11 protein-coding genes, 1 tRNA gene and 1 riboswitch are annotated in these 17,344 nt (G+C 63.5%); of the genes, 6 read left to right on the forward strand and 6 right to left on the reverse strand.

The window, feature by feature from the left end:
* Nucleotides 1-524: 524 nt before the first annotated feature.
* Nucleotides 525-652, forward strand: a riboswitch (yybP-ykoY riboswitch).
* A gap of 98 nt (nt 653-750) precedes the next feature.
* The 5 genes from ACFO3E_RS01610 (at nt 751) to gltB (ending at nt 9,633) form a co-directional block, all read left to right on the forward strand.
* Nucleotides 751-1,329 carry a TMEM165/GDT1 family protein gene (locus ACFO3E_RS01610; protein WP_066525504.1) on the forward strand — a complete coding sequence of 193 codons (579 nt, stop codon included), beginning with the start codon at nt 751-753 and terminating at the stop codon, nt 1,327-1,329.
* Nucleotides 1,330-1,433: 104 nt separating this feature from the next.
* On the forward strand, nt 1,434-2,369 hold the full coding sequence (locus ACFO3E_RS01615; protein ID WP_380801928.1) for a complex I NDUFA9 subunit family protein: 936 nt from the start codon (nt 1,434-1,436) through the stop codon (nt 2,367-2,369).
* 181 nt (nt 2,370-2,550) lie between these two features.
* Nucleotides 2,551-3,360 (forward strand): undecaprenyl-diphosphate phosphatase, encoded by an 810-nt coding sequence (locus ACFO3E_RS01620; RefSeq protein ID WP_380801931.1) that lies wholly within the window; start codon nt 2,551-2,553, stop codon nt 3,358-3,360.
* Between the two features lie 163 nt (nt 3,361-3,523).
* Nucleotides 3,524-4,975, forward strand: a complete 1,452-nt coding sequence (locus ACFO3E_RS01625; RefSeq protein WP_066525512.1) for an NAD(P)-dependent oxidoreductase — start codon at nt 3,524-3,526, stop codon at nt 4,973-4,975.
* A gap of 119 nt (nt 4,976-5,094) precedes the next feature.
* The gene (gltB, locus tag ACFO3E_RS01630) at nt 5,095-9,633 is read left to right on the forward strand and encodes a glutamate synthase large subunit (RefSeq protein WP_380801934.1); all 4,539 of its coding nucleotides are present in this window, start codon (nt 5,095-5,097) and stop codon (nt 9,631-9,633) included.
* Between the two features lie 85 nt (nt 9,634-9,718).
* On the opposite strand, the gene ACFO3E_RS01635 is transcribed toward gltB, so the two are convergent.
* Nucleotides 9,719-10,192, reverse strand: a complete 474-nt coding sequence (locus ACFO3E_RS01635; RefSeq protein ID WP_380801936.1) for a hypothetical protein — start codon at nt 10,190-10,192, stop codon at nt 9,719-9,721.
* A 151-nt stretch (nt 10,193-10,343) separates the two neighbouring features.
* Here ACFO3E_RS01635 and ACFO3E_RS01640 point away from each other — a divergent pair.
* Nucleotides 10,344-10,430 (forward strand) — tRNA-Leu (locus ACFO3E_RS01640).
* Between the two features lie 105 nt (nt 10,431-10,535).
* On the opposite strand, the gene ACFO3E_RS01645 is transcribed toward ACFO3E_RS01640, so the two are convergent.
* The 5 genes from ACFO3E_RS01645 to ACFO3E_RS01665 form a co-directional block, all read right to left on the reverse strand.
* Nucleotides 10,536-11,615, reverse strand: coding sequence for a nucleotidyltransferase family protein (locus ACFO3E_RS01645; RefSeq protein WP_197486318.1), 1,080 nt, complete (start codon nt 11,613-11,615; stop codon nt 10,536-10,538).
* Nucleotides 11,590-12,663, reverse strand: a complete 1,074-nt coding sequence (locus ACFO3E_RS01650; RefSeq protein ID WP_156518412.1) for a hypothetical protein — start codon at nt 12,661-12,663, stop codon at nt 11,590-11,592. The genes ACFO3E_RS01645 and ACFO3E_RS01650 overlap by 26 nt, the downstream gene beginning before the upstream one ends.
* 86 nt (nt 12,664-12,749) lie before the next feature.
* Nucleotides 12,750-13,052 (reverse strand): hypothetical protein, encoded by a 303-nt coding sequence (locus tag ACFO3E_RS01655; RefSeq protein ID WP_066525521.1) that lies wholly within the window; start codon nt 13,050-13,052, stop codon nt 12,750-12,752.
* 106 nt (nt 13,053-13,158) lie between these two features.
* A complete protein-coding gene (locus ACFO3E_RS01660) occupies nt 13,159-14,553 on the reverse strand; it encodes an HlyD family type I secretion periplasmic adaptor subunit (RefSeq protein WP_066525523.1) in 1,395 nt (464 codons plus the stop codon).
* Nucleotides 14,550-16,700: a type I secretion system permease/ATPase gene (locus ACFO3E_RS01665; RefSeq protein WP_380801939.1), complete on the reverse strand. Its 2,151-nt coding sequence runs from the start codon at nt 16,698-16,700 to the stop codon at nt 14,550-14,552. Before ACFO3E_RS01665 ends, ACFO3E_RS01660 begins: the two co-directional genes overlap by 4 nt.
* Nucleotides 16,701-17,344: the final 644 nt, after the last annotated feature.

The raw sequence follows: 17,344 nt of genomic DNA on the forward strand, positions 1-17,344 counted from the left end.
ATTAGCGGACGTCGCGTCGATGCGCAGGCCGCGTTTGCGACACCTTCAAGAATGGCCCATCTGAAAAATGGCAATAGCCGAGCACCATCATCGCGCCAGGCCACTCCGTCTTGCAGGATGCGTAGATCCAACAACGGTGAAGGGTGTCGGTCGGCGGGGAGCCTTCTTGAAGGTGCGCTCGTCGGCGTAGATGCCAACGCGCCGCCCGTTAAGCCTTGGTGTAACGACGGACTTTGCAAGGTCCGCATCGCCAACCGGCCTTTGGGCCGGAATAGCTGCTCAGAATGATGGGTGACCCAATGGCTACAGATTCTTCCTAAAAATCCCATGTCCCGACACGGTCGCTTCACCATATTCTATTTCGCGCCGAACAGCTGATCCCGCATTCCTCATTGAATCGTTCGATTAATCGCACCTCTCCCAGAAGCGGTCGTAAGCACGAACGCCCCAACAGCGCGTGAACTTCGGGGCAAAATGCCGGAACCGCCGAACATCTTGTTTCCGCCGCCAATCTTCCCTAAAGGCCCCTTGTCATCTGGGGAGTAGCCAGCCGTTCGCAGAAGCGAGCGGGCCGTATGTCAACATATTTGGCCGAGAGGCCGTGGCATGCGGGATGCGGGGTGGACGGGCGAAGGCTCGGGCCGGCCGTATCGGGCGAGACCAATGGCATCGGCTCTTCCCTGTCCGGCCGGGCGGGAGGAGGCGGTGGCATTGCGTCTTCAACCCTTCGCCCGGCCCGGATCGAACCTTATGGAAGCTCTCTTCACCTCCACTGCCCTGGTCGCGCTTGCGGAAATGGGCGACAAGACGCAGCTGCTCGCCATGCTGCTCGCCACCCGCTTCAGAAAGCCGGTGCCGATCATTATGGGCATATTATTCGCGACACTGGCCAATCATTTCCTGGCGGCGCTGGTCGGTCATTCGATCGCGGGCGTGCTGACGCAGGATTGGTTCCGCTACGCCGTCGCGGCGAGCTTTATCGTGATGGCGGCCTGGACGCTGATCCCGGACAAGATCGATGAGGATGAGCCGCTGAAGGCCCCATCCAAGGCAGGCGTGTTCCTGACCACGCTGATCGCCTTTTTCCTGGTCGAGATGGGCGACAAGACGCAGGTGGCCACGGTGGCGCTGGGCGCGCGGTTCGAGAATGTCTTCGCGGTGACGGCTGGCACGACGCTGGGCATGATGATCGCCAATGTCCCGGCCGTCCTGTTCGGCGAAGCGTTGGCGAAAATGGTGCCGATGCGCGCGCTGCAGATCGGCGCGGCGCTGCTGTTCCTTGCGCTCGGCCTGTGGATGATTGCGGGTCTTCAGGGCTGGATCGCCTAAAAAAGGAACATGCCCGGCCGCCCGCCTGTTGTCAGCGGGCGGCGGCTGTTGCAAGGGGAGCGCTTGCAGTCATTCCCCCAAGCAGGACAGGCATGGAACGCGTGATGAAGAACAGTCTGGTTACGGTGTTCGGCGGCGGCGGCTTCCTCGGCCGTCAGGTCGCCCAGGCGCTGATGGAGCGCGGCGCGCGCGTGCGCGTGGCGCAGCGGGACCTGGCAGGGGCGATGCGCGTGCAGCCGCTGGGGGCGCTAGGCCAGAAACAGTTCGTCGCAGCCGACATTCGCAAGCCGCAAAGCGTCGCGCGCGCGATTGCGGGCAGCGACATTGTCATCAACCTGGTGGGCGTGTTGAGCGGCGACCTCGAAGGATCGCATCATGACGGCGCGGCCAATGTCGCCAAGGCGGCGGCGGAAGCGGGCGTGCAGGCGTTGGTCCATGTCTCGGCGATCGGCGCCGATCCGCAAAGCCCATCCGAATATGGCCGGTCGAAAGCGGCTGGCGAGGCGGCGGTGAAGGCCGCCTTCCCGCAGGCGACGATCATCCGCCCATCGATCATCTTCGGCCCCGAGGATCAGTTCCTCAACCGCTTCGCCGACCTTATCAGCCGCCTGCCGGTCGTCCCGGTGATCGGCGCGGACACGAAATTCCAGCCCGTTTATGTCGCCGATGTCGCGCAGGCGATCGCCAATGCGGCCGCCAACCCCGGCCTTCATGGCGGCAAGACATTCGAGCTGGGCGGGCCGCGGCAAATCAGCATGATCGACCTCAACCGCTGGATCGCCAAGGCAATCGGCCGCGATCGCAGCCTGGTCGCCGTGCCGCCTTCGATCGCATCGACCATCGCGAGCTTTGGCTGGCTTCCGGGCGCGCCAATCACGCGCGATCAATATGCAATGCTGCAGAGGGACAATGTCGTAACGGCGGGCGCTGCTGGCCTGACCGAATTGGGCGTTTCGCCAACTCCGATGGAGGCGGTGGCCGAAAATTGGTTGGTCCGCTATCGCCGGCACGGACGCTTCGCCGGACGCGCCAAGGTCTGACGGACAGGCCGCCCCTGCCCCCCGCCCTGCCCTACTGTCGGCGGGACGACAGGCTGGCGCGGCCGATATGCCCGCGCGGCCATTGCGTGCGCCCGTTGCTTCTGCACAATAGGCACACCGATCTTGCATCCGTCCCGTCCGGGGCGGATTTCCCCTTTCAGTTCAAGGACCAGCGCCGCCCATGGACCTGCATTATCTGACGGTCATCCTGCTTGGCATCGTCGAAGGGCTCACCGAGTTCCTGCCGGTTTCCTCCACCGGGCACCTGATTTTGGCGAGCGAACTGCTGGGTTATGACGCGTCGGTCTGGGCGATGTTCAATGTCGTCATTCAGCTGGGCGCGATCCTGGCGGTGGTGGTGCTGTATTGGCGCACATTCTGGGCGGTCGGCATGGGACTGCTGCGGCGCGAACCGACCAGCTGGCGTTTCCTGCGCAATCTGGTGCTTGCCTTCATCCCCTCTGCGGTCATTGGGCTGGCGTTACACGATTATATCGAGATGCTGCTGGGCGCGCCCCACGTGGTCGCTTGGGCGCTGATCGCGGGCGGCGTTGCGATCCTGCTGATCGAGCGGATGATCCAGGCCGGGCGCTTCCATGGCATTGCCGACATTCCGCTGGTGCGCGTGCTGGGCATCGGCTTGATCCAATGTATCTCGATGATCCCAGGGGTCAGCCGGTCGGGCGCGACGATCATGGGCGCGCTGGCGCTGGGCGTGGAGCGGCGGACAGCGGCTGAGTTCAGCTTCTTCCTCGCCATCCCCACGATGTTGGGCGCAACGACGCTGGAACTGCTGAAGAAGGGCGAGAAGATCACGTCGGCGGCGGTAGGATGGGACAGCATCGCCTTGGGCTTTGTCGTATCCTTTATCGTTGCGCTGCTGGTGATCCGCTGGTTCGTCGGGCTGGTTTCGCGCCATGGTTTTGCGCCCTTCGCTTGGTATCGAATCGTTGTGGGAATCGCGGCGCTGATGTGGCTGGCCTTGCGATAGGGCCGACTTGGAACTAAACTTAGAGCGTATTTTGCCCCTATCGGCGAAATGAGCCAAAAATCCCTCGAATTTAGGTCACAATAGCTGCCTTACTTTTCAAAATCCGCGTGACTCTGCGGGTTTTTCTGCTATGTGCGCCCCTGACTCATTTTAGGGACTCATCATGGCTGACAATCCGATGCTGAAATTCGTGGGAACGGGCCAAGCCTATCCCGAGAAGCGTTCGGCCGATGATCGCGCCGACGACTTCCTGGAAATCAGCCGCAGCTTCCTGCTGGAGCGCGCGGAAGAGCAGGCGTCGCGCTGCTCGCAATGCGGCGTCCCCTATTGCTCGACGCATTGCCCGCTGCACAACCATATTCCGGATTGGCTGCGCCTGACGGCCGAGGGGCGGCTGCGCGAAGCCTATGAGCTGTCGAACCTGACGAGCACCATGCCGGAAATCTGCGGCCGCATCTGCCCGCAGGACCGCCTGTGCGAAGGCAATTGCGTCATCGAATTCTCCGGCCATGGCGCTGTCACCATCGGCTCGGTCGAAAAATACATCACCGACACCGCCTGGAAGGAAGGCTGGGTCGAGCCGCTGGTCCCCGGCAAGCCGCTGGGCCAGTCGGTGGGCGTCATCGGTTCGGGCCCGGCGGGCCTCACCACCGCGGAATATCTGCGCGTCGCTGGTTATGAGGTGCATGTCTATGACCGGCACGACCGCGCGGGCGGGCTGCTGACCTACGGCATCCCAGGCTTCAAGCTGGAGAAGGACGTCGTCATGCGCCGCGTCCAGCGGCTGAAGGATGGCGGCATCATCTTCCATGAAGGTTTCGAGGTCGGCCGCGAGGCAACCCTTGAGGAATTGCGCGCCCGCCATGACGCGATCCTGATTGCGACCGGCGTTTACAAGCCGCGCGACATCAAGGCGCCCGGTGTGGGCGCAGCGGGCGTGGTCAAGGCGCTAGACTTCCTGACCGCCTCCAACCGCGCGGGTTTCGGCGATTCCGTGCCCGAGCATGAAGACGGCACGCTGCATGCGAACGGCAAGAAGGTCGTCGTCATCGGCGGCGGCGACACGGCGATGGACTGCGTCCGCACGGCGATCCGCCAGGGCGCGACTTCGGTGAAGTGCCTCTACCGCCGCGACCGGGACAATATGCCCGGATCGCAGCGTGAAGTGCAGAACGCCGAGGAAGAAGGCGTCGAGTTCGTCTGGCTTTCCGCGCCGATCGCGTTCGAGGGCACGGAGCATGTGACGGGCGTCAAGGTCACCAAGATGCGCCTGGGCCAGCCCGACGCGTCGGGCCGCCGTGCGCCCGAGCCCGATCCGGGCAGCGAATATTCGATGGAAGCCGACCTCGTCATCAAGGCGCTGGGCTATGATCCGGAAGAACTGCCCAAGCTGTTCGGCGCGGACGACCTGTCGGTCACGCGCTGGGGCACGCTGCGCGTCGATCACAAGACGATGATGACCAGCGTCGATGGCGTATTCGCGGCGGGCGACATCGTGCGCGGCGCTTCGCTGGTCGTCTGGGCCATCCGCGACGGTCGGGACGTGACCGAGCATATGCACCGCTACCTGAAGGCCAAGGCCAAGGCAGCGGTGGGCGAGAAAGTCGCCGCCTAAACCGCATATTCAGCCCGTTCGGTTCGCGCTTGTCGAGAACGTGGCACAGAGATTTTGAAGACAAGCATGTCCTGAGCCCGTCGAAGGGCTTGAACCGAACGGAATGACGAGGAGGCATTATGGCCAACACCCCCTATATGGCGAGCCCCGAAGCGCGCGCGCGCCTTGCCGCCGAGGGCATGTATCATCCGGAGATGGAAGGCGACGCCTGCGGCGTGGGCCTGGTCGCGGCGACCGATGGCCGGCCGAGCCGCCGTGTGGTCGCTTCGGCGATCGATGCGCTGAAGGCGGTGTGGCACCGTGGCGCGGTCGATGCGGATGGCAAGACCGGCGACGGCGCGGGCATCCATGTCGATCTGCCGGTGCGCTTCTTTGACGACGCGATCGCGGATTCGGGGCACAAGCCCCTGCCCAACCGCCTTGCCGTCGGCATGATCTTCCTGCCGCGCACGGACCTTTCCGCGCAGGAAACCTGCCGCACGATCGTCGAGAGCGAGATCATCGACGCGGGCTACACCATCTATGGCTGGCGCCAGGTGCCGGTGGACGTGTCGGTCATCGGTGAGAAGGCGCAGCGCACGCGCCCCGAGATCGAGCAGATCATGATCGCCGGGCCGATGCCCGAAGAACGCGACATCGCCGAGTTCGAGAAGGACCTTTACCTCATCCGCCGCCGGATCGAGAAGAAGGTGATCGCCGCGCAGATCCAGGATTTCTACATCTGCTCGCTGTCGTGCCGCTCGATCATCTACAAGGGCCTGTTCCTCGCTGAATCGTTGTCGGTCTTCTATCCCGACCTGCAGGATGAGCGGTTCGAGAGCCGGGTGGCGATCTTCCACCAGCGCTATTCGACCAACACCTTCCCGCAATGGTGGCTGGCCCAGCCCTTCCGCACGCTGGCGCATAATGGCGAGATCAACACGATCCGCGGTAACAAGAACTGGATGAAGAGCCACGAGATCAAGATGGCCTCGCTGGCCTTCGGCGATCATTCGGAGGACATCAAGCCGGTGATTCCGGCCGGTGCGTCCGACACCGCCGCGCTCGATGCCGTGTTCGAGGCGATCTGCCGCTCGGGCCGCGATGCGCCGACCGCGAAGCTGATGCTGGTGCCCGAAGCCTGGCAGGCGGCGGCGAACGAAACGCCGCAGTCGCATGTCGATATGTATGAATATCTCGCGTCCGTGATGGAGCCATGGGACGGCCCCGCCGCGCTCGCGATGACCGACGGCCGCTGGGCCGTGGCGGGCGTCGATCGCAACGCGCTGCGTCCGCTGCGCTACACGCTGACCGGCGACAATCTGCTGATCGTGGGTTCGGAAACCGGCATGGTGGTCGTTCCCGAAACCACCATCGTCAAGAAGGGCCGCATGGGCCCCGGCCAGATGATCGCCGTCGATCTGCAGGAAGGCGAAATCTATGACGATCGCGCGATCAAGGACCAGATCGCGAGCGAGCGGCCCTATGCCGAACTGATCAAGGACTTCATGACGATCGGCGATCTGCCGGACGCGGGGCGCGCGCTGCCCGACTGGGACAAGGCGGAGCTGACGCGCCGCCAGGTCGCGGCGAACCTGACGCTGGAGGATATGGAGCTGATCCTCGCCCCGATGGTCGAGGACGCGAAGGAAGCCGTGGGATCGATGGGCGACGACACGCCGCTGGCGGTCATTTCCGACAAGCCGCGCACGGTCAGCCACTTCTTCCGCCAGAATTTCAGCCAGGTCACCAATCCGCCGATCGACAGCTTGCGCGAACGGCATGTGATGAGCCTGAAGACGCGCTTTTCCAACCTCCACAACATTCTGGAGCAGGACGCGCAGAACAGCCATGTGCTGGTGCTGGACTCGCCCGTTCTGACCTCGTCCGAATGGGCGCGGTTGAAGGCGCATTTCGGCCCGGCCGTCGCGGAAATCGACTGCACCTTCCCGGCCGAGGGCGGGCAAGAGCAACTGCGCGCGGCGATCGCCCGCATTCGCGAGGAAGCCGAGCAGGCGGTGCGCGAAGGCCGCACCGAAATCTTCCTGACCGACGAATATGTGAATGAGGACCGGGTCGCCATCGCTGGCGTGCTGGCGGCGGCGGCGGTGCATACGCATCTCGTCCGCAAGGGGCTGCGGAGCTACGCATCGATCAACGTGCGCTGCGCCGAAGCGCTCGACACTCATTATTTCGCGGTGCTGATCGGCGTCGGCGCGACCACGGTGAACGCCTATCTGGCTGAAGCCAGCATCGCCGACCGCCATGGACGCGGCCTATTCGGCGACTTGGACCTCGACCAGTGTTTCGAGCGGTTCCGGGTCGCGATCAACGAGGGCCTGCTGAAGATCATGTCCAAGATGGGCATCGCGGTCGTCAGCAGCTATCGCGGCGGCTATAATTTCGAGGCGGTGGGTCTGTCCCGCGCGCTGGTGAACGACCTCTTCCCCGGCATGCCTGCGAAGATTTCGGGCGAAGGCTATGCCTCGCTGCACCATAACGCCAAGCTGCGGCATGAGGCGGCCTATGACAGCGCGGCGGTGCGTTTGCCCGTCGGCGGCTTCTATCGCCAGCGGAACGGCGGCGAGAGCCATGCCTATTCCGCGCAGTTGATGCACCTGCTGCAGACGGCGGTCGGGACCGACAGCTATTCGACCTATCTGCAGTTCGCGCGCGGCGTGCGCGACCTGCCGCCGGTCTATCTGCGCGACCTGTTGGAGTTCAACTTCGCTCGCGAGGCGGTGCCGATCGACGAGGTCGAGGCGACCACCGAGATCCGCAAGCGCTTCGTGACGCCGGGCATGTCGTTGGGCGCGCTCTCTCCCGAGGCGCACGAGACGCTGGCGATCGCGATGAACCGCATCGGCGCAAAGGCTGTGTCGGGCGAGGGCGGCGAGGATGCGACCCGCTTCAAGCCCTATGAGAATGGCGATAATGCGAACAGCGTGATCAAGCAGATCGCGTCGGGCCGTTTTGGTGTTCACGCGGAATATCTGGGTTCGGCTGAAGAAATCGAGATCAAGGTCGCGCAAGGCGCCAAGCCCGGCGAAGGCGGCCAGCTGCCCGGCTTCAAGGTGACCGAGTTCATCGCCAAGCTGCGCCATTCGACGCCCGGCGTGATGCTGATCTCGCCGCCGCCCCACCATGATATCTACTCGATCGAGGATCTCGCGCAGCTCATCTACGACTGCAAGATGATCAACCCCCGCGCGCGGGTGTGCGTCAAGCTGGTGAGCCAGGCCGGCATCGGCACGGTCGCGGCGGGCGTGGCCAAGGCGCATGCCGACGTCATCCTGGTCGCGGGCCATGTCGGCGGCACGGGCGCGTCGCCCCAGACCTCGATCAAATATGCTGGCACGCCATGGGAAATGGGCCTGTCGGAAGCGAACCAAGTGCTCACCCTCAATGGCCTGCGCCATCGGGTGAAGCTGCGCACCGACGGCGGCCTAAAGACCGGGCGCGACATCGTGATCGCGGCGATCCTGGGCGCGGAAGAGTTTGGCATCGGTACGCTGAGCCTTGTGGCCATGGGCTGCATCATGGTGCGCCAGTGCCACTCGAACACCTGCCCTGTCGGCGTCTGCGTGCAGGATGAAAAGCTGCGGCAGAAGTTCACCGGCACGCCAGAAAAGGTCATTAACCTCATGACCTTCATCGCCGAGGAAGTGCGCGAGATATTGGCGCGGCTGGGCTATCGCAGCCTGGATGAGGTGATCGGCCGCACCGAACTGCTGAAGCAGGTCAATCGCGGCGCCGAGCATCTCGACGATCTCGACCTCAATCCCATCCTGGCCAAGGTGGATGCGCCCGACGATCAGCGGCGCTTCTCCCTCACCGAATGGCGCAACGAGGTGCCCGACAGCCTGGATGCGCAGATGATGCGTGACGCCAAGGCCGTGTTCGAGCGTGGCGAGAAGATGCAGCTGACCTATACGGTCCGCAACACGCATCGCGCGGTCGGCACCAGGCTTTCCGCCGCCGTGACCGAGCGGTTCGGCATGTCCACGCTGGCGGACGGGCATCTGACCGTGCGTTTGCGCGGGTCGGCTGGCCAGTCGCTGGGTGCGTTCCTGTGCAAGGGCATTACGCTGGAAGTCTTTGGCGACGCCAACGACTATGTGGGCAAGGGCCTGTCGGGCGGCACGATCGTCGTGCGCACGACCGTGTCATCGCCGCTGTCGAGCAAGGACAACACGATCATCGGCAACACCGTGCTATACGGCGCGACCGCGGGTAAGCTGTTCGCGGCGGGTCAGGCGGGCGAACGCTTCGCCGTCCGCAACTCGGGCGCGCAGGTCGTCGTGGAAGGCTGCGGGGCCAATGGCTGCGAATATATGACCGGCGGTACGGCTGTGATCCTGGGCCGCACCGGCGCTAACTTCGGCGCGGGCATGACCGGCGGCATGGCCTTCATCCTGGACGAGGACGGCAGCTTCGAGCGGCGCGCCAACCCGGAAAGCATTGTCTGGCAGCGACTGGAAAGCGCCCATTGGGAAGCCCAGTTGAAGGCGTTGATCGCCGAGCATGCGGTGACGACCGACAGCAAGTGGTCGAACACCATCTTGGACGATTGGGACCGCTGGAGGCGCTATGTCTGGCAGGTCTGCCCGAAGGAAATGGTGCACCGGCTGACCCACCCGTTGAGCGATGCGTCTGCTGAGGTGGTCGCCGCGGAATAAGGGACAATGGGGGAGCGAGGCGGATGTCTCGCCCCCCTTTTCGTGCTTCGCTTGTGGGATAAGGCCCCCTTTCCGACCCTACCCTTCAATAAGAGGTGGCGGTCACAGGCGAAGCCGTAGCTACGCTGCCTTGGGCGATTTGAACCGGCTGGGACCCGTCACTCTCGCCTGCTGCAAACCGCTCGATATTCGCGGGTAGCCGGACCGGCGTCGGCTGTTCATAATCTTGCGGCAGTGGCGCATCGTCGTCGGCGGAATATTCCTGCGCCATATAGTCGCGTACGGCAGGATCGTCATAGCCGCTCCATCCCCCGCCCATCATCACCGCCATCTGCCGGTCCGCCAAAGTCGGGCCGCAGCCTTGGCACTTAATATCGGTCGGCCCGCTCAAACCCGTGACGTCCGGCTGTGAGGCGCTCTCCTGCTGCGCGGAATAGGGTATTTCCGCGTCGGTGAAGGCGATGCGCGGCGGCGTCGTCGCATAAAGGCCAAGCGCCAGACCGCCCGCCAGCGCCGCTCCTGCACTCGCCATGCTGAACAACCAGAAACGGGCAGACATGCGACCTTCTCCTTTTGCGCCCGGCGCCCTGTTCGTCATCACCACCGGCAAAAGAAACGCGCATGAAGATCGGTTGTTGCATGGGGCCAAAGCCTTTGCTAAGGGCCGCCTCCTACCAAGGCACCGGCCCCGCCGGTTCCCCGGAAAATGTGCGGTCGTGGCGGAATTGGTAGACGCGCAACGTTGAGGTCGTTGTGGCCGAAAGGCCGTGGAAGTTCGAGTCTTCTCGACCGCACCATTTCTTCTCTCGGGAGAAGCGGAAAGAACCGGCGTCGCGTTGGAGATGCCGCTTGGTCGTTTATGACCGATTGTTCTTGGCTGAAGCGCCGGACAGTGCCGCTTCCTAGATTTTCCCCAACTCATTGCGGATGAAAAGCCGCTCAAGGCTGTCGCGCCGGGGCAGCCCCGCGCCTTCCAAGGATGTCCCGTCCCCACCCTTTCGCCGCGAAGCGCGCCGCGCCGCGAGGTAGCAGGGGTCAAGCAGCGACAGCAGCGTGAGGAGCGGCGCTGTGCCGGGCCACCGCAGCTGGATCAGCCGCCGCCCATATTGCAGCCGCGCGCGGACGCCGCGCGTAAGGGAGCGGGGCACCTTCAGTCCCAATAATTTACGGGCGGTGAGCAGCTGCGTCCGCATCGCGTTGCGCGCATAGGCCGAGCCGAACAGCCGGTTCAATTCCGTCCAATCCGCCTCTTCAAAGTGCGCGGTATAGGATTGCATGTCGAGAAGGTGGCGCAGATCGATCCGGCCCCGCAGATAATCGCGGCCTTTGAGCTGGTCGTGCAGCAGCAGGATGGCGGTGCAAGCGACGGGAGACGGCAGCAGGACCATGCTGCCGGGCAGATCCACTTCACTCGCCGCGCTTGCGAGATCGTCGTAGCGGTAGAAGAGCGTGCTAGGGCTGCCATATTCGGAGTGGAGATCGATCGTCGCGGCATCCTGTGGCCGTGAAAGGACGGCAGGGACGCCCGGCGGAAGATCCAGCGACTCCGGCTGATAGCCAATGCTGCAAAGCTGCTCGATCATGGCGCTGAAGCGATCCGCCGCAACCATAAGATCGATGTCCGCCAGCATCCGGCCCGATCGCTGCTGTGGCGGGCTGTGGGCGAGCCAGGCGGTGCCCTTCAGCAAGATCGGGCGAACGCCATGGGCGTTCATCACCGCAGCCGCTTCATCCAATTGGGCCAGGAGCCGATCGTTGCGCTCGGCATTACGGCTCTCCATCTCGCCCAGGAACAGGTGAACGTCGGGTGGCACGTCCGCCAGGCGTCCGGCGTCGCGCAGCCGCGTCGCGACGGTGGGACTGCACAGCGTTTTGTTGGCAAGAGCGATGATCGCAGGCCAATCGGCAACGGCAGGCATCTCTCCGCGCAGGCAGGCGAGCAGCCCGTGAAGGGGATCAAGCCGCGCCACAGAAAGTGCCAAGCAGCGCTGCCGCCTCGTCCAGATCATCATAATGAAGTTCGCAGGTCCGTGCCGCGCTTACGGTCCGGATCAGCGTGTCGAGTGCGAGCGGATCGGCCTCACCGCTGGCGGAGGCGGCTTCCGAGAGAAGATGTTTGATGAGCGCGGCGGGATGCTGCGGCACCAATTGCGCGCGCGCGCCTCTTACCCGCCGTAGCTTGACGATCCAGCCGACCGGCACCGGACTCTGCTCTGCCATGGCGGGCACAGAGAGGTAGCGCACCCGCCGGCGGTCAGGCCGCCAGTGAACCTGGGTCTCAAGCTGGCCCGGATAACGCAACCCCATCATGGGCCAGGCACCGGATTTGATCGTTGGGAGGAAAGGCAGGCCCTGCACCCTTCCGCGCGAGTCCAGCATGACGATATCGTCGCCATGATAGGCGAAGTCGCATTTGAGCAGCCAGGAGATCAGCGTGGTCTTTCCAGCGCCGGGATGGCCGGTCAGCAGCAACGCCTGCCCGTTGCGGCTCACACAGCCTGCATGAAGGGCCAAGCTCCAGCGGGGATCGTTGATGATGTCCTGTGTGAGTTGCGCCTTGACGATGGTTGCCGCCTGATTGAGCTGCAAGACCGAAGCATGGCCCTCATCGCGGCTGAACAGGCACAAGTCATGGGCTGACCAGAGATGATAGGTCGCGTCGATCGGGCGGTCGGATACCTGCGCCTGCAAATGAGTGAACAGCGGGGCGACATGCCGAACCAGCGCTTCGTCATGATACCGGAGTACGACGCTGCGCCCGCCGAGCGATATTTGCTGGAGCAGGAGGGGAGAAGAGACGGGCGGACGGTTGGTGGCATGCACCAGCCCTGATTGGGACCAGTCCGCCAACACGGTCTTGAGCATCGCCGATGCGGGCGTGAACCCGCGCTCGACAACCTCCTGCGCAAGCTGCGGCAGGCTCACACCCTCTTCCAGGCGGCACCCAATATAGCCGGCGATCTGGTTCAGCTCGAAAAGGGCATGGCGGGACCGCGACACGATAATCGGCTGGTCGTCGATGAAAGTCATCGAGGTCCCCGGAGTAAGGCGCAGCATCAGTTCAGCCCCGTCACGGGCGCTCCGCCCATCTGCCATTTCGTCGCTGAGGTACAAGGTCAGGGTTTATGCGCGCCGCCCTTGTTCCCCGGATTGCCGGGGCCGGTGCCGGGGCCGTCGTTGATCGGCGGATTGCCCGGAGGCTGCGGGTCCGGGCCGTTGCCGACGCCGTTATTGCCCTTGGGTCCATGACCATGGCCGCCACCGCCGCCGCCGCTCGACTTCGCGATCGCAGCAGAGGAAAGGGAGGTCGATAACATGATCGTCATCGCCGGTGGAACAGTCGCTGCGAAGCGGCCGCAGTTCATGAGAAAACGGCGCCGGTCTTCGACCGCGGACAGGATGGTAGGTTCCTCAGCCAAGGGTAGCCTCCTTTAATGCAGGGTTGGCTGAAACTACCACCTGCCCGGCGCGGGGCGCAGTGCTATGGCGGGGTATATCAGAAGGTATAACGCGCCCAAAGCCGCGTCAGCGTTCCCGTCCAGCCTCGGCCGCCGTCGCTTGCAGCGGGCTGATCAGATAGCTTGCGATGCTCCGCCTTCCCGTGCGGATATCGGCAGTTACCTCCATACCGGGGATCAAGGAAATCTCGCCACCGTCGCGCGTGCGCCATGTCCGATCCAAAGCGACCCTCGCCACATAGACCAGCCCCAGCTTCTCATCCGGAATAGCATCAGTGCTTATGGTTTCGACTCTGCCCGACACGACTCCGAAGCGGGTGAAGGGGAAGGCGGCGACCTTCACCGCTACGTCCTGGCCGGTGCGCACGAAGCCCACATCCTTGTTGAGCATCTTGACCTCCGCCACGAGCTGCCCTTTGGCAGGGACGATCACCATCAATGGCTTACCCACATCCACTATGCCGCCCACGGTATGCAGGGAAAGCTGCGCCACCGTGCCATCAACTGGGCTCACCAGCCGCTGGAAGGTGGACCTGCGGCTCGCCTTCACCAGCTCTTCCCGCCGCAGGCGCACCTCCGCTTCCGCCTGGGCCAGGTCCTGCAACAGCTTCGCCCGCGCTGCGCCGTCCGACTGGCGGATATTACCGCTGACCGACGCTATCTGGGCGCGCGCCTTTCGCGCCGTCTCTTGCGCGATCTCCCTGTCCTTGATCAGGGCAAGCCGCTGCCGGTTCATCTCGATCAGACGCAGTTTGGAGACATAGCCCTTGGCGAGCAGCTTCTGGTTGGCTTCGATCTGCTGTTCCACAAGGGGAAGCGTTTCGCTGATCTTGGCAGTCTGCAGCATCGCTTCGGAATAGGCTGAACTTGCCGCCTGCCGCTCTGCGTCGTGCATCGAGGAACTCCCCTGGATATTTTCCAGCTCCGCCCGCGCAAGCGCCGTCTGAACATCGACAACGGACTGAGGCGTGCCCGGCGGTGGGAGAAAGACGAGGCCCTTTCCATCGAGCGATGACAGGACCGCCCTGCTCCGCGCCGCCTGCAATTCCGCGGTCTCCAGCGCCTTTTGCGCTTGCGCCGTATCTGCTGAAGACAAGGTGGGGTCCAGCTCCACCAGCACCTGCCCCTTTTTGACAGGCTGGCTCTCCCGCACCAGAATCGCGCGCACGACCCCGCCGTCTGCAGCCTGGATGACCTTCACGGCATCCGTCGGCGCCAGGCGTCCCGCCGCCGATACGACGATGTCCAGCCGCCCGAGGATCAGCCATAAAATGGCGATCGCCACCCCTGCGGCAAGGATCATGGCGGTATAGCGGGCTGTTGGAGATACCGGGCGTTCGATGATCTCGAGAGCGGCGGGCAGGAAATCGACATCATCGACCTGCGTCATCGACCGGCTGCGCGCCTTCTCTTCCTTTATCAGCTGGCGCGCCATCGCCCAGTGGTTCGCAAGGCTCGTCATTCTTCCGTCAGCCCATTTTGCAAGCGGAAGAGCAAGGCGTAGCGGCCATTGAGCGCCATCAGCTCCTCATGGGTTCCACGCTCGACTATCCGCCCCTTCTCCATCGCGATGATCGTCTCGCAGGTCCTCACCGCAGACAGGCGGTGGGCGATGATGAGGACGGTTCGGCTCCGGGCGATGGCCTGAAGATTGTTCTGGATGATCGCCTCGCTCTCTGCGTCGAGGGCCGATGTGGCTTCGTCGAAGACCAGGATGCGGGGCTTGGTGACGAGCGCGCGGGCGATTGCGATGCGCTGCCGCTGCCCTCCCGACAGGTTGACGCCCCGTTCCTCGATCATCGTGTCATAGCCGTGCGGCAGCGCCATGATAAAGTCGTGCGCGCCCGCCAATTTCGCCGCCGCGATGACCTGCGGCAGGGGCGTCGCCGGGTCGGCCAGTGCGATATTTTCCCGCAGGCTGCGATTGAAAAGCAGATTTTCCTGAAGGACCACGCCGATCTGCCGCCGCAGCCATGCGGGCTCCACCTGCGCAATGTCGATATCATCGACGAGGATGCGGCCGCCGGCGGGCAGGTACATGCGCTGCAGCAGCTTGGCAAGCGTCGATTTGCCCGATCCCGAGGAGCCGACAATGCCGACCGACCCACCGGCGGGAATGGCGAGATTGATGTCGCGCAGGATCCACGGGCCGTCGTCCGAATAACGAAAGCGGACGCCTTCGAACCGGACTTCGCCCTTCATGGACGGGAGCGCCAGGCGGGACGTCGAGCTGGGCTCCGGCTGCGCGTTCAGCACCTCCCCCAGCCGATCGACGGAGAGCCGCACCTGCTGAAAATCCTGCCACAGCTGAGCCATGCGGATCACGGGGCCAGACACGCGCTGCGCGAACATGTTGAACGCCACCAGCCCGCCCACCGACAAGGTTCCGGCGATGACCTCCTTCGCACCGAAATAGAGAATGGCAGCAAGACTGAGCTTCGAGATCAGCTGCACCATCTGGCTGCTGCCGTTGCCGAGATTGATCGCCCGCTGGCTGGCGGCGCTGTAGGAGGCCAGCTGCATCTCCCAGCGACGCTGCCATTGCGGCTCGACAGCCGCCGCTTTGATCGTCTGCATGCCCGAGACGCTCTCGATAAGGAGGGCGTTGGTCGCCGCGCTGCGTTCGAACTTCTCGCTCAACCTCTGGCGCAACGGCCCGGTGACCATGAAGGACACGGCGACATAGGCAGGCAGCGTCAGCATCGCGACGCAGGCGAGCATCGGGGAATAGAGCCACATCGCGATCAGGAAGACGATGGTGAATGGCGGATCGACCAGGACCGACAAGGACGCGTTGGTCAGGAACTCGCGGATGGATTCAAGCTGCCTTGCCCGCGTCACGGTATCGCCGACGCGCCGCCCTTCGAAATAAGCGAGCGGCAGGCGCATCAGATGGCGGAACAGCCGGGATCCAAGCTCAACATCGATCTTCTGGCTCGTTTCGGAATAGATGCGCGTCCGCAGCCAGCCGAAGGCGACCTCCCAGCAGGACACGATCACAAAGCCGAGCATGAGGACCTGCAGGGTCGCCATGCTGTTATAGACCAGCACCTTGTCGATCACATTCTGGAAGAAAAGCGGCGCCGCAAGGCCCAGCAAATTGAGGCACAAGGTGATGAGCAGCACTTCACCGATAAGGCGGCGATAGCGCACGATCTGGGGAATGAACCAGCGCAGGTCGAAGCGCGGCTTGGCGCCAACGACGCCGGCGCGCGTGGCGATCAGCACGAGTTCGCCGGACCAGATATCGCCAAGCGCGTCGTGCGTCATCTTTTGCACGCCTTCGCCGGGACGGTGGATCATGACGCCGTCGTCCGTGACCCGGCCCATGATGAACCACTCGTCCGTTCCGCGCGCCAAGGCAGGCAAGGCAGCGCGCTTCAGACGGTCCCCGCCGGGCTCCACGGCGCGGGCGCGAACCCCTTCGTGACGCTTGGCCAGGCGAAGCATGTCGCGCGTATCGAGCGGATCGGAATGACCCAATTCGTGCCGCAATAGCTTTGGGTCGGCGGAAATGCCGTGCATGCCAAGCAAGGCCGCCAAAGCGGCCGGCCCGCTATCTGCAGGCGGCACGCGCTTACCTTGTCGATCAGCGGCTTGTGCGTTCATCGTCCATCGTTCAGCTCCGCAGCGGACGGAGTCGCAAAGATACTGGCCCAGCGCCCGCCGATCGCTGGTTTTGGCTCACCGCATGGGGCATGCAGACCCGAGCCGCACAGAGGCATTTTCTGAAATTTCCCACCCCGAGGACCGGCCAGAACGCCTGTCAGCATGCGCGCAGAATAACTGACGCAGCCGTGCATTTCCGATCGGTCAAACAGCGCTGTCATTCCTGCTCCAGCTAGCGTCAAGTTGATGGAGCCGTTGAAATGACAGAAGACCATAAATTTACGGTGAACTGCTCAACAGTTAAGTGCAGCGCGTTCCAGATGATGCACGGAATAACATTCAGTCAATGAGCCTGGAACCACTGATTTTTCCGCACGCACTTTAAATAAAATATGATTTATCTACTAAAAACAACGAACTGCTTGGAAGATGGCGACGCACCGATCGAGTCCCTGATGCAATAGGACAGGTTTTCTGCACATTTTGTGAGCAACCGGATGGATGAAGGTGCGTCCATTCGGCTTGCTGATCAGACGAACGGAAAAATCCCTCAGGAACCGAAGCTCCGCTCATTGATAATAAAAGACAATTTTCCGATGCGATTTCGTAACGATTTGCCGTTATCTTGCGATGGACATGCTTCA

It is taken from the genome of Sphingobium tyrosinilyticum (genome assembly GCF_042654265.1).
Taxonomy (GTDB): Bacteria; Pseudomonadota; Alphaproteobacteria; order Sphingomonadales; family Sphingomonadaceae; genus Sphingobium; species Sphingobium tyrosinilyticum.

What these genes read in the sequence shown, in the direction of transcription:
- ACFO3E_RS01625 (WP_066525512.1), top strand. Translation starts at nt 3,524, where the DNA reads ATGGCTGACAATCCGATGCTGAAATTCGTGGGAACGGGCCAAGCCTAT.
- ACFO3E_RS01665 (WP_380801939.1), bottom strand. Translation starts at nt 16,700, where the DNA reads ATGAACGCACAAGCCGCTGATCGACAAGGTAAGCGCGTGCCGCCTGCA.
- ACFO3E_RS01615 (WP_380801928.1), top strand. Translation starts at nt 1,434, where the DNA reads ATGAAGAACAGTCTGGTTACGGTGTTCGGCGGCGGCGGCTTCCTCGGC.
- gltB (WP_380801934.1), top strand. Translation starts at nt 5,095, where the DNA reads ATGGCCAACACCCCCTATATGGCGAGCCCCGAAGCGCGCGCGCGCCTT.
- ACFO3E_RS01635 (WP_380801936.1), bottom strand. Translation starts at nt 10,192, where the DNA reads ATGTCTGCCCGTTTCTGGTTGTTCAGCATGGCGAGTGCAGGAGCGGCG.
- ACFO3E_RS01610 (WP_066525504.1), top strand. Translation starts at nt 751, where the DNA reads ATGGAAGCTCTCTTCACCTCCACTGCCCTGGTCGCGCTTGCGGAAATG.
- ACFO3E_RS01660 (WP_066525523.1), bottom strand. Translation starts at nt 14,553, where the DNA reads ATGACGAGCCTTGCGAACCACTGGGCGATGGCGCGCCAGCTGATAAAG.
- ACFO3E_RS01620 (WP_380801931.1), top strand. Translation starts at nt 2,551, where the DNA reads ATGGACCTGCATTATCTGACGGTCATCCTGCTTGGCATCGTCGAAGGG.
- ACFO3E_RS01650 (WP_156518412.1), bottom strand. Translation starts at nt 12,663, where the DNA reads ATGACTTTCATCGACGACCAGCCGATTATCGTGTCGCGGTCCCGCCAT.